General features: G+C 68.8%; 12 protein-coding genes and 7 tRNA genes. 9 read left to right on the forward strand and 10 right to left on the reverse strand.

Annotation, left to right across the window (positions count from 1 at the left end; translation table 11 throughout):
- Positions 1-5: 5 nt before the first annotated feature.
- Positions 6-647 (reverse strand): DUF3000 domain-containing protein, encoded by a 642-nt coding sequence (locus tag BN4252_RS02575; protein ID WP_066525048.1) that lies wholly within the window; start codon positions 645-647, stop codon positions 6-8.
- A gap of 156 nt (positions 648-803) precedes the next feature.
- Between BN4252_RS02575 and hemQ the strand changes: the two genes are divergently transcribed.
- Entirely contained in the window at positions 804-1,505 is a 702-nt protein-coding gene (hemQ, locus tag BN4252_RS02580; RefSeq protein ID WP_066525052.1) for a hydrogen peroxide-dependent heme synthase, read from the forward strand.
- Positions 1,506-1,523: 18 nt separating this feature from the next.
- On the opposite strand, the gene msrB is transcribed toward hemQ, so the two are convergent.
- From msrB to BN4252_RS02625, 9 genes are all read right to left on the reverse strand, one after another.
- Positions 1,524-1,973, reverse strand: a complete 450-nt coding sequence (gene msrB / locus BN4252_RS02585; protein WP_066525056.1) for a peptide-methionine (R)-S-oxide reductase MsrB — start codon at positions 1,971-1,973, stop codon at positions 1,524-1,526.
- Positions 1,970-3,172 carry a glycosyltransferase family 87 protein gene (locus BN4252_RS02590; RefSeq protein ID WP_143341150.1) on the reverse strand — a complete coding sequence of 401 codons (1,203 nt, stop codon included), beginning with the start codon at positions 3,170-3,172 and terminating at the stop codon, positions 1,970-1,972. The genes msrB and BN4252_RS02590 overlap by 4 nt, the downstream gene beginning before the upstream one ends.
- Before the next feature lie 25 nt (positions 3,173-3,197).
- Entirely contained in the window at positions 3,198-3,869 is a 672-nt protein-coding gene (locus BN4252_RS02595) for a dihydrofolate reductase family protein (protein WP_066525062.1), read from the reverse strand.
- Positions 3,870-3,928: 59 nt separating this feature from the next.
- Positions 3,929-4,001: transfer RNA gene (locus BN4252_RS02600), tRNA-Gly, on the reverse strand.
- A gap of 21 nt (positions 4,002-4,022) precedes the next feature.
- Positions 4,023-4,094: transfer RNA gene (locus BN4252_RS02605), tRNA-Val, on the reverse strand.
- Positions 4,095-4,127: 33 nt separating this feature from the next.
- Positions 4,128-4,198 (reverse strand) — tRNA-Cys (locus BN4252_RS02610).
- 35 nt (positions 4,199-4,233) lie between these two features.
- A tRNA-Gly gene (locus BN4252_RS02615) sits at positions 4,234-4,309 on the reverse strand.
- Between the two features lie 21 nt (positions 4,310-4,330).
- Positions 4,331-4,402 (reverse strand) — tRNA-Val (locus BN4252_RS02620).
- A 26-nt stretch (positions 4,403-4,428) separates the two neighbouring features.
- Positions 4,429-4,501 (reverse strand) — tRNA-Gly (locus BN4252_RS02625).
- Between the two features lie 249 nt (positions 4,502-4,750).
- Here BN4252_RS02625 and BN4252_RS02630 point away from each other — a divergent pair.
- The 8 genes from BN4252_RS02630 (at position 4,751) to BN4252_RS02665 (ending at position 11,789) form a co-directional block, all read left to right on the forward strand.
- A tRNA-Val gene (locus BN4252_RS02630) sits at positions 4,751-4,825 on the forward strand.
- Positions 4,826-4,961: 136 nt separating this feature from the next.
- A complete protein-coding gene (locus BN4252_RS02635) occupies positions 4,962-5,609 on the forward strand; it encodes a copper resistance CopC family protein (RefSeq protein ID WP_143341151.1) in 648 nt (215 codons plus the stop codon).
- Positions 5,610-5,641: 32 nt separating this feature from the next.
- Positions 5,642-6,244, forward strand: coding sequence for a copper chaperone PCu(A)C (locus BN4252_RS02640; RefSeq protein ID WP_066525073.1), 603 nt, complete (start codon positions 5,642-5,644; stop codon positions 6,242-6,244).
- 76 nt (positions 6,245-6,320) lie between these two features.
- On the forward strand, positions 6,321-7,469 hold the full coding sequence (locus BN4252_RS02645) for a Dyp-type peroxidase (protein ID WP_392389918.1): 1,149 nt from the start codon (positions 6,321-6,323) through the stop codon (positions 7,467-7,469).
- Positions 7,470-7,589: 120 nt separating this feature from the next.
- Complete coding sequence (gene thrS, locus BN4252_RS02650) at positions 7,590-9,662, forward strand: threonine--tRNA ligase (protein WP_066525077.1); 2,073 nt, start codon at positions 7,590-7,592, stop codon at positions 9,660-9,662.
- Positions 9,646-10,221 (forward strand): HIT family protein, encoded by a 576-nt coding sequence (locus tag BN4252_RS02655; protein WP_066525080.1) that lies wholly within the window; start codon positions 9,646-9,648, stop codon positions 10,219-10,221. Before thrS ends, BN4252_RS02655 begins: the two co-directional genes overlap by 17 nt.
- Positions 10,214-10,849, forward strand: coding sequence for a phosphatidylinositol phosphate synthase (pgsA, locus tag BN4252_RS02660; protein ID WP_066525083.1), 636 nt, complete (start codon positions 10,214-10,216; stop codon positions 10,847-10,849). Before BN4252_RS02655 ends, pgsA begins: the two co-directional genes overlap by 8 nt.
- A gap of 16 nt (positions 10,850-10,865) precedes the next feature.
- Positions 10,866-11,789 (forward strand): phosphatidylinositol mannoside acyltransferase, encoded by a 924-nt coding sequence (locus tag BN4252_RS02665; RefSeq protein WP_066525085.1) that lies wholly within the window; start codon positions 10,866-10,868, stop codon positions 11,787-11,789.
- The last annotated feature ends 4 nt before the right edge of the window (positions 11,790-11,793 follow it).

The following is an 11,793-nucleotide window of genomic DNA, read 5'->3' on the forward strand; positions in this document are numbered from 1 at the left end:
GGTTGTCAGCTCCGCTTGAGCTGCGCCACGCCCTCCGGCGGCAGGCCAGCAACGAGGGCGAGCACCTGGGAAAACGCCTCCACGTGCGGGGCGAGGTCGAGGCCCTCCGCGGTCCATGACGCGCGCATCTCCAGCTGGTAGGCCCGCGGCGGGCCGCCGATCTCGCCGAAGCGGACGGATGCGGTGGAGGTGACGGTGCCGCCCAGGTTGGTGAACCCGGCGCCGGTCTCCGCCAGTGACTCGTTGAGCCACTGCCACGCAACGTCCGGCAGCAGCGGGTCTGACGCCACGGCATCGTCCATGTCCGCCTGGATGTAGGCCACCAGACGCATCGATCCTTCCCAGGCCTCCTCCGCGTCGGGGGAGTGCAGGAGGATGAGGCGGCCAAACGCGTCGCCCTCGGAGTCCATCGCCGGGATGGTCTGCTCCTCCTCGTCGCGCGTGACCTCCAAGCCCACCGCGTGGCTGAACGGTGCCGGGCGCTGCGGCGGGCGGATGGTGCCCAGGGTGATTTCCGGGCGCAACCGCGCGGCGTGCATCGACTCCACCGCGGCCGCGAACTCGGCGGGCGTGGCGGAGGTGGTGTCCCCGGGCGTGCCGCCGGCGAGGTCCGCGGCCGTTGCGGGGGAGGTTTCCGAGTGCTTCACAGGTTCACAAGCTATCGAGCGCCGGGCGGCAAGGGTGGGAGGCGCGCCGTCCGCTACTCCGGTGCCGGGGGCGGGGCGGTGGGAGTAGAATCGGATCCGACTTTCGGTTGATGTTTCCGACGTTCTACCCGACTCCGAGAAAGGCGGTCTCTTCCCATGGCCAAGCTCGACTTCGAGGCGCTGAACTCCGTGCAGCGCTACCTGCAGTTCGCGGTGTTCCGCGCCATCCCGGGGGCGCTGGGCACCCAGCGCGACGAGATCATCGCCGAGGCGAAGGCGTTCTTCGACCGCCTCGCCGACGAGGGTGACGTGGTGGTGCGCGGCTTCTACGACAACACCGGTATCCGGGCGGACGCGGACTTCATGATCTGGTGGCATGCCGAGGAGTTCGAGCAGATCCAGAAGGCGCTCGCGGATTTCCGCCGCACCACCGCCTTCGGCCAGCTGGTGGAGCTGAGCTGGATCGGCAACGGCCTGCACCGCCCGGCCGAGTTCAACAAATCCCACCTGCCCAGCTTCATCATGGGCGAGGAGCCGGGGGACTGGATCACCGTCTACCCGTTCGTGCGCTCCTACGACTGGTACCTGCTGGAGCCGCAGGAGCGCCGCCGCATCCTCGCCGAGCACGGCATGGCGGCCCGGGATTTCGCGGACGTGCGCGCCAACACGGTGGAGGCGTTCACGCTGGGCGACTACGAGTGGATGCTCGCCTTTGAGGCCCCCACGCTCGCGCGCGTGGAGGAGCTCATGCACAAGATGCGCTACACCGAGGCCCGCCTGCACGTGCGCGAGGAGATCCCGTTCCAGACGGGCCGCCGCGTGGCGGACATCGGCGAGATCATCCGCGTCCTGCCGTAGCCGGGTCTCGAGCCGGGGCTACTGCTCGGCCGGCTCCAGGGTCATCGAGATGGAGTTGATGCAGTAGCGCAGGTCGGTGGGGGTGTTGTAGCCCTCGCCGGCAAACACGTGCCCGAGGTGGGAGCCGCAGTTTGCGCACAGCACCTCGGTACGGACCATGCCGTGCGAGCGGTCCTCACGCTCGATCACGGCATCGCCCGCCAGCGGGGTGTAGAAGGACGGCCAGCCGCAGTGGGAGTCGAACTTCTCGGTTGAGCGGAACAGCTCCGCCCCGCAGGCCCGGCAGCGGTAGACGCCCTCGGTGGTGGTGTCGGTGTACTCGCCAACGCCCGGGGGCTCGGTGCCCGCTTGGCGCAGGACGTAAAACTCCTCGGGGGACAGTTTCTCGCGCCACTGGTCCTCGGTCCAGGTGCGGAAGTCGATGTCAGCGCCCGGGGTGTTGGTGCTGGGGGTGTTCGGCTCGGTCATGGCCGCGTCCTTTCTTTTACGTCGGTGATAAGCGTCCAGGCTACCCACGACGCGGCCGCGGTGATAAAGACCGCCCATCCGGCGGTTGGGAGGAAGGTGGTGAGCCACTGTCCCTCGAGGCGGTGCTGCGGGGTGGTCCACTCCAGCGGCGAAAGACACAGGGCTGCGCCGAGCCACGCTGTCCAGGTGTGCATGGGGCTAGCGGGGCGCAGCGCGGTGAAGAGGGCGGGGAAGAGCATCATGGAGTAATACGCCTGACCGAGTGAGGAGAGCAGGCATACGCCCGCCATCAGCACCCCGCTGCTCATGGAGAGCCACAGCAGCGGGTCGCGCTCGCGCCACGCGGCCAGCCCCAGCACCGCGACGGCGACCGCCGCCCCGAACAGCGCGAAGAGCACCCCGTGGAGCCACTGGGGCATGCCGAAGTACACGGCCAGGCCGGACAGGGAGGAGTTGGCGTAGTCCCGGGTGATCTTCAAGTACGGCACCAGCTTGGTCAGGTAATCCCCGGCTCCGGGGGTGAGCGGCCACGCTAGCGCGTTGAGCGACACCGGCACCGCTACCCCAGCCGCCACCGCGGCCCACCGGCGCCGCATCATGGGCAGCACGAGCAGCGGCGCGAACATCGGCTTGACCACGATAGCCAGGCCCAGCACGAAACCCGCTCCGAGATCTCGCCCATGCACGCTCAGCGCGATAAACGCCGTGAGCGCCAGGAGCAGCACCCCGTTGATGTTGGAAAACACCAGGGTGTTGGTTACCGCCTCGGTAGCAAACGCCAGCGCCAAGGCGAGGGGGAAGGCTGGCTCGCGGAGCTCCCGGCCGCTGAGGCGTGTCAACCATGCTACGGCGGCGATGATGGCCACCGCATTGGCCAGGATGAACCAGGGGCGGGCCGCCTCGACGCTGGGCAGGAAGCCCAAGGGGGAGAGCAGCAGGGTGGCGCCTGGGTTGTAGAGGTAGTGCGGGTCCACGTGGTGGTAGACCTCGTTGTACACGGGCACGCGGTCGACGAACCTGCGGGCTGCCGACCAGACCGTGGTGAAGTCGTCGGTGACCGAGCCGGCGCGGGCGAGCACGGCGAGGCGGTGGACGATCAGGAGGACGGCGACGGGCCACGCGAACGCGTTGCCCCACGCCGCCCGCTCGTTTCGGTTCTCTGCCCGCACTGTTGCCCGCTGCGTCACCCGCTCTGTCACCTGATCAACCGTACCGGCGGGGCGCTCACCGCCCGTCAGGCGCGCGCCGGTAGCGGCAGAAGAGCATGGAATCCTCGTCGACCGTCGCGTTCTCGAGGGCGAAGCGGCGGGTGCAGTCGGCGTCCAGCTCGAGGCCGAAGGGGCCGTCCTCAGGCCCCACGGACGGGTCCACGGTGAGGTGCAGGACGTCGACAAGCCCGGCGCCCAGCATGGCGGCGTAGAGGCTCGGGCCGCCCTCGCAGAGGATGCGGTTGAAGCCGAGGCTGCGCAGCGTGGCCACGATCTCTTCCGGCTCGCCGCCTCCGGTGGCGTGCAGCTCGGCGCCGGCGGCGGTGAGGGTGCGGGTGCGCGGGAGCAGGGAGGCGTCGGCAAGCGAAAGCTCCGGGGCGAGGATGAGCGCACGCGCACCCTCGAAGATGCCGAGCGAGGTGTCCACCTCGAGCGAGCGGCTCACTACCGCCATGGGGGTGGCGGCGGGGCCGTAGTCCTCGGCATGGACGGTGCCGGCGCCGACGAGGATCACGTCGGCCCACTCGCGCAGGCCGGCGAGCAGGGCGCTGTCGGTGCGGTTGCCCAGGCTGGCGGAGGTGCCGCGGCGGGCGAACGCGCCGAACAGCGTGTTCACGGCCACGGCGCGCAGCTCGGGGGTGTCGGGGGAGGCGAGGGGGCCGATGAGGGCGTCGACGCTGGTAGGCATTGCAAAAGGATATCCCCGGGCCGCCGTTTCGTTGGCGGTCCGGGGGTGGGCTCACGTTGAGCGGATGACGAGACTCGAACTCGCGACCCTCACCTTGGCAAGGTGATGCGCTACCAACTGCGCTACATCCGCGTTGCAAACTCGCGTTTGCGGTGCGCGATACTGGGATTGAACCAGTGACCTCTTCCGTGTCAGGGAAGCGCTCTCCCGCTGAGCTAATCGCGCCGGTAAAGGAATGCCGGTAGGGGAATGAAGTTGAGGTGGATACGGGAATCGAACCCGTGTACACGGTTTTGCAGACCGTTGCCTAACCACTCGACCAATCCACCGTGGAGCGGTACTCCGTAAGTACGTGGAAAGTACTTGGAGCGGATGACGAGACTCGAACTCGCGACCCTCACCTTGGCAAGGTGATGCGCTACCAACTGCGCTACATCCGCGTTGCAAACTCGTGTTTGCGGTGCGCGATACTGGGATTGAACCAGTGACCTCTTCCGTGTCAGGGAAGCGCTCTCCCGCTGAGCTAATCGCGCGGGTGTGAAGCCGTCTCAAGGCTTTGAGCGGATGACGAGACTCGAACTCGCGACCCTCACCTTGGCAAGGTGATGCGCTACCAACTGCGCTACATCCGCACGCTCTCCGCAAACTCGCGCTGTGCGCGGTCTGCGTTGTGCGAGTAAGAACATTAACCTGTGCGCCGCATGGACACCAAATCGCCAGCGTGCGGCACCCGCTCGAGCCCGGGGATGCGCGTGTTTGTGGCTTGCGAATGTCAGCGGTGTGATTCGGTGGGCGCCGGCGCGCGCCGCCCTGCGGCTTTGTAGGTACTGACCTGGCGATTCGTCGCTTCCCGGGGTGGTGTGTAAAGTACTTCCCTGTTCGGTCCTATGGCTCAGTGGAAGAGCGTTCCGTTCACACCGGAAAGGTCGCTGGTTCGATCCCAGCTAGGACCACCACACCCAGGCCCCGTTGGCACCCAGCCGGCGGGGCCTTCGCGTTGTCCCGGGACAGTTCCGCGGGTGCGGGAACTATTCTCGCTTGGATACCGACCGCTTACGGGAACGAGTTTCGCCGCCGAGTAAGGAGCATTGCTTGAAGACGCCACCGAGGACACGCCTCATCACCGCTGCCGGCGCCGCTATGATCGCGGCCGCCCCGTTTGCCCCCGTCGCCCTCGCGCACGACGCGGTAGTGGGCGGCAACCCCGCGGACGGCGCCACCGTGGCCGATTTCCCGGCCGAGCTCCAGCTGGACTTCTCTGGCCAGCCGGGCGAGGGCTTCAACACCATGGCGCTGTCTCGCGTGGGCGACGGCGGCCAGTCCGAGGTGCTGTACACCGGCGAGCCGGAGGTTGCCGGCCGCACCATCACCCTCGATCTGCCCGCCGACCTGGACGCGCAGCCGGGGGAGTACCACGTGGGGTTCCAGATCGTGTCCTCCGACGGGCACGCCACCAAGGGCATGACCACCTTCACCTACGAGCCCGCGGGCGGCAAGGCCGCGGAGGGCGAGGCTGCAACGGCCACGGCCAGCGCCGGAGCCAGCTCCGCAACCCCGGCGGCGGGGGAGGAGTCTGAGACCGAGGGGACGTCCTCGCCGTGGACGCTCGTGCTCTCCGTCCTCGGTGTCCTGGTGGTGGCCGGCGCGGGCATCGGAGCGCTGGCCAAGTACCGCCGCCTGCGCGACGTGGAGAACCGGGGCGAGATCCCCGCCGCCGGGCCAGACAAGCCTGTCAAGTAGGTCAAGTCCGTCAAGTAAGGAGAACCGACATCATGCATTCCACCCAGATGCGCCGCCTCGCCGCCGCCACCCTGGCAGTTTCGCTCCTGCCCGCCGCGCTCACCGCCTGCTCCGAGCGGGAGGGAGACGGCAGCCCGGCGTACTCCACCACGGCGGCCGACGCCGGCTCGGGTTCCGACGGGGACTTGGGCGAGGGCGACATCCGTCTCTCCCTTGGCTACGTGCGGGCGAAGCCCGCCGAGGGCGGCGACTCGGGCAGTTCGATGACCGCCATCTTCGGCACGCTGCGCAACAGGACCGATCACGATATCACCGTTACCGGGTTTTCCACCTCGCTCAACAGCCTCGACGGGGACCCGAGCTACGAGATCCACGAGACGGCCGACGGGAAGATGCGCCGCAAGGAGGGCGGCATCACCATTCCCGCGGGCGGCGAGCACGAGCTGGCGCCCGGGGGCGACCACTTGATGATCATGGACTACGCGCCGGAAATCCCGGCCGGTTCGTCGCTGGATCTGACGCTGGAAACGGACGACGGCGAGCGCATCGAGATCCCCGGCCTGTCGGTGCGCACCGTGGGCGCGGGCGATGAGGATTACGCAGACCACGCAGACCACGCAGACCACAACCACTAGAGAAGGGAGGCGGTCCGGCGCGATGGCGGTGACGCGGCGGGGTTTTATGGCGGGGGGTTTGGTGGCGTCGGCAAGCATGCTCCAAGCGTGCGGCAGGCGCGACCCGGACGCGCCGGCGGGTGTGCCCTCCAACTCGGAGCCGGACAGCCAGCCGCTGCGCGGCGCGGTGGTCCCTTTCGACGGGCCGCATCAGGCGGGTATTGTTACGCCGACGCAGGCCAGCCTGAACCTAGTGGGCTTCAACCTGCGCGAGGGCGTGGACAAGGCGGGCCTGCACCGCCTGCTGCGCCTGTGGACGGAGGACGCGCGCGAGCTGGCGGCCGGCCGGCCTCCGGTGGGCAGCCTCGAGCCTGAGATGAACCAGTGGCCCGCCAACCTCACCTTCACGCTCGGCCTCGGCGAGCGGGTGTTCGAGCTGGCTGCGCCCGCGCGCAAGCCGGCTTGGCTGCACCCGATCCCCGAAATGAGCCGCGACCAGCTGCGCCCGGAGTGGGGGCAAACCGACATCGCGCTGCAGATGTGCGCCGATGACCCGGTGATGTGCGCCTGGGCCATGCGCCACATGACGCGCGCCGGCGCGGATTACGTGGATACGGCGTGGGTGCAGCAGGGGTTCATGAACGCCTACGGCGCGATCCCCACCGGGCAGACGCCGCGCAACCTGTTCGGCCAGGTGGACGGCACGGTGAACCCGTATTCGGAGGAGGAGTACGGCGAGCAGGTGTTCGCGGAGGACGGGTCGACATCGCTAGTGGTGCGCAGGATAGCAATGCACTTAGACGAGTGGGAGAAGCTCGACCGTGCCACCCGGGAGGCGTCCGTGGGGCGTTCGCTTGCCGACGGCTCCCCCCTAAGCGGCGGCGACGAGTTCACGCCCGCGGATCTCGGGGCGACGGATAAGTACGGGCTGCCTGTGATCGACCCCAACTCGCACATGGCCCGCGCGGCCGCGCCGGCCGGGCACCCGGAGCAGAAGTTCAAGCGCCGACCCTACAACTACAACCTGCCTCCGGATCCGGCGGCGGGGGAGCTGTCCAACGCCGGACTGATCTTCATCGCGTACCAGAGGGATCCGGATGCACAGTTCACCCCCGTGCAGCGTCGCCTAGACGAGGCGGACCGGCTCAATGAGTGGACCACGCACATCGGCTCGGCGGTGTACTGGGTGCCGCCCGGCACCGGCGCGGGGCGCGACGCCTACTGGGCGCAGACCGCGCTGGCCTGATTCGGCAGGGGTAGGATCGCCAACTGTGTTGCGCCCCCGGATTCCGGCGGGGCGCACGATGCACACGTCAGTCCGGGTGCGTCCAGGTATGACGCACCCCGAACGCGCAAAGGAGCGCACATGTCCCCTGAAGCATCCGTAGCCAGCCCCGAGGCCGTGCAGTTCGAGCCCTTCGAGGTGGCCGCCGGCACCCCCGTCGGCGCCGCCATGCGGGAGTTGAACCTGCCCAACAAGGGCGAGCAGGCCGTGGTGGCCGTCCAGGACGCCGAGGGCCAGCTCAAGGACCTCTCGCACGTGCCGGCGGAGACGGCCACGTTTATGCCCGTGGCAGCGAACACCGAGCTCGGCCGCTCGGTGATCCGCCACTCCTGCGCCCACGTGCTGGCCCAGGCGGTGCAGGCCGAGTTCCCCGGCACGAAGCTCGGTATCGGCCCGGCGATTACGGACGGCTTCTACTACGACTTCGACGTGGCCGAGCCGTTCACCCCCGAGGACCTGCGCGCGCTGGAGAAGCGCATGAAGAAGATCATCAAACAGGGCCAGAAGTTCTCCCGCGGGGTCTTCGCCTCCCAAGAAGAAGCTGCGGAGCGCCTCGCGGACGAGCCGTACAAGCTCGAGCTCATCCAGGACAAGGGCAACGTGGACCCGAACTCCGACGAGGCCGCCGAGGTGGGCGCGGGCGAGCTGACCTACTACGACAACCTCAACCCGCGCTCGGGCGAGGTGGAGTGGTTCGATCTCTGCCGCGGCCCCCACATCCCCACCACCAAGTACATCCCGGCGTTCGCGCTCACTCGCTCCTCGGCGGCGTACTGGCGCGGCGACCAGAACAACGCCGGCCTGCAGCGCATCTACGGCACCGCCTGGGAGTCCCAGGAGAAGCTGGACGAGTACATGACCATGCTCGAGGAGGCGGAGAAGCGCGATCACCGCCGCCTGGGCAACGAGATGGACCTCTTCTCCTTCCCCGACGAGGTCGGCTCCGGCCTGCCGGTCTTCCACCCGGACGGCGGCATCGTGCGCATGGTGATGGAGCAGCACTCCCGCGAGCGCCACGTGGCCGCGGGCTACTCGTTTGTGAACACCCCGCACGTGACCAAGGGCGACCTGTTCAAGAAGTCTGGACACCTGGACTGGTACGCGGAAGGCATGTTCCCGCCCATGAAGCTGGACGGGGAGGTCGACGACGAGGGCAACGTGACCAAGCAGCCGGTGGACTACTACGTCAAGCCGATGAACTGCCCGATGCACAACCTCATCTTCGACTCCCGCGGCCGCTCCTACCGCGAGCTGCCGCTGCGCCTCTTCGAGTTCGGCACGGTGTACCGCTACGAGAAATCCGGCGTGGTGCACGGCCTGACCCGCGCCCGCGGCTTCACCCAGGACGACGCGCACATCTACTGCACCGAAGACCAGCTCGAGGAGGAGCTGACCAGCGTGCTGGAGTTCATCATCTCCCTGCTCCAGGACTACGGGCTGGACGACTTCTACCTGGAGCTTTCCACCAAGGACCCGGAGAAGTACATCGGCGACGACGAAATTTGGGAGCGCTCCACCAACATCCTGCAGTCCGTGGCTGAGAAGTCCGGCCTGGAGTTGGTGCCGGACCCGGCGGGCGCCGCGTTCTACGGCCCGAAGATCTCGGTGCAGGCGCGCGACGCGATCGGCCGCACGTGGCAGATGTCCACGGTGCAGCTGGACTTCAACCTGCCCGAGCGCTTCGATCTGCAGTACACCTCGCCGGACGGCACGAAGCAGCGCCCGGTGATGATCCACCGCGCACTCTTCGGCTCCATCGAGCGCTTCTTCGGCGTGCTGCTCGAGCACTATGCGGGCGCGTTCCCGGCGTGGCTCGCTCCGCACCAGGTGGTGGGCATCCCGGTCGCGGACGACTTTGCCCCGCACCTGGACGCGGTGATTGCCAAGTTGCGCGCCCGCGGCATCCGCGCCGAGGTGGATCACTCGGACGACCGCATGCAGAAGAAGATCCGCACCCACACCACCGGCAAGGTCCCCTTCATGCTGCTTGCCGGCGCCCGCGATGTGGAGGGGGACGCGGTGAGCTTCCGCTTCCTCGACGGCACCCAGGTCAACGGCGTGCCGGTGGACGAGGCCGTGGAGCTCATCTCCGCCTGGATCGCCGAGAAGAACAACACGCAGCCGAGCGAGGAAGCAATTGCTTCCCGACGCTAGCGGAGGCGCGCCCTACGTCGACCAAGGCGCCGGCACCGAGGACCGCCTGCAGCGCCTGTGGGCGCCGTACCGGAGCAGGTACGTGGCAAAGGCGGCGTCGACAAGCGGCGAAAGCTCCGACCCCTTCCTCGAGATTCCGAAGCTGGACGACGAGGACGGGTTGGTGATCGCGCGCGGTGAGACGGTGTACGCGGTGTGCAACCTGTACCCGTACAACGCGGGGCACCTGATGGTGGTGCCGTACCGCAAGGTGGCGGAGCTTGAGGCGCTGACCGAGGCCGAGACCGCCGAGCTGATGGTGTTTGCCAAGCGCGCCGTGCGGACGCTGAAGCGCGTCTCGCGGCCCGAGGCCATCAACGTTGGGCTCAACTTGGGTAAGGCCGCCGGCGGCTCCGTGAGCGAACACCTGCACCTGCACGTGGTGCCGCGCTGGGCGGGGGACTCGAATTTCATGACCGTGATCGGCGGGACGAAGGTGCTGCCCCAGCTGCTGCGCGACACCCGGGCGCTGCTCGCCGAGGGCTGGCGCGAGGTGGAGGGGAGTGAGGCAGATGCTTAGCGTCCACGGCAGAAAGCCCGTGCGCCGCTTCGTGGAGCCGGTGGCGGGCGCGCTGCTGAAGGCGGGTCTGACACCCAACGCGACCACGCTGATCGGCACCGCCGCGTCCATCCTGATCGCGGTGGTGCTCATCCCGGCCGACCACCTGGTGGCGGCCGCGGTACTCACCGGCGTGTTTTGCGCCTTCGACATGGTTGACGGCACCATGGCGCGCCTGCGCGGCGGCGGCACCGCCTTTGGAGCGACGCTGGACGCCAGCTGCGACCGCATCACCGACGGTGCCCTGTTCGGCGCGATCACCATGTGGCTGATCTACGTCGACGACGCCGCACCCGCCCACGTGGCGGCGTGCCTGACGGTGCTGGTGCTCTCGCAGGTGATCAGCTACATCAAGGCCCGCGCCGAGGCTGGCGGCCTGAAGGTGGTCGGCGGCCTGGTGGAGCGCCCTGAGCGTCTCATCATCGCCCTGGTGGGCTTGGGCCTAGAGGGCTTCGGCGTGCCGCACGCCGTAGAGGTGGCTATCTGGCTGCTCCTGTTCGGCTCGCTGTTCACCGTGGTCCAGCGACTGCGCTTCGCCGCCCGCGACGCCGGTGCCGGCACCACCCTGCCGCCCCCGGCGGGGGCCTAGCGGGTAAGGTGCGGGCGTGCGCAAGGAGACGGTGAAGGAGACGCTGACCGCGTACGGCTACCTGGCCGGCTGGAACGTGGTTGGCGCCCTGCCGTGGCGGGTGGCCTGGCCGATCTTCCGCGCGGGCGCGGACCGCGTGTCCGGCCGGGGCGCGGGGATGGAAATGCTGCGGCGCAACCTCACCCGTGTGGTGGGCGCCGAGAACGTGACCCGGGCACTCGTGCGCGACGCGATGCGCTCGTACGCCCGCTACTGGCTTGAGGCGTTCCGCCTGCCGCGCATCGTCGCGGACGCCGACGCCCTGCGGGCCCAGATGGACACCGAGGTCGAGGGCGTGGAGCACCTCGAGGCGGCGGTGGCCGAAGGCAAGGGCGTGGTCCTGACTCTGCCGCACACCGGCAATTGGGACTTCGCGGGCCTGTGGCTGGTGGATCACTTCGGCGGCTTCACCACGGTGGCCGAGCGCCTGAAGCCAGAGGTGCTCTACGAGGCCTTCGTGGAGTTCCGCCAGTCCCTCGGCTTCGAGGTGCTGCCGCTCGGCGGGGGAGCGCCCGCGCCCTACCCGCGGCTGAAGGAGGTCCTTGAGGCGGGCGGCATCGTGTGTCTTTTGGGGGAGCGAGACCTCGGCCACCACGGCGTGCCGGTGTCGTTCTTCGGCGAGGAGACCAGCTTCCCGGCCGGCCCCGCCAAGCTGGCCATGGACACCGGGGCCGCCCTGATCGTGGCCCACTCGTGGTACCCCGGCGGCCCGGAAGGCGCCAGCTGGGGGCTGAAGGTGGGCGAGCCGCTTACGGTGGACGAGCTCCAGCCCACGGTGCAGCGGGTGGCGGACGCGTTTGCCACCAACATCGCGGCGCACCCCGCGGACTGGCACATGCTGCAGCCCCTATGGCCCGCGGACTTCCCGGCGCGCCCCCGGCGCGGGGCGGCGCGGGGGTGAGCTG

Origin of the sequence: Corynebacterium bouchesdurhonense (genome assembly GCF_900078305.2) — a bacterium.
GTDB classification, from domain to species: Bacteria; Actinomycetota; Actinomycetes; order Mycobacteriales; family Mycobacteriaceae; genus Corynebacterium; species Corynebacterium bouchesdurhonense.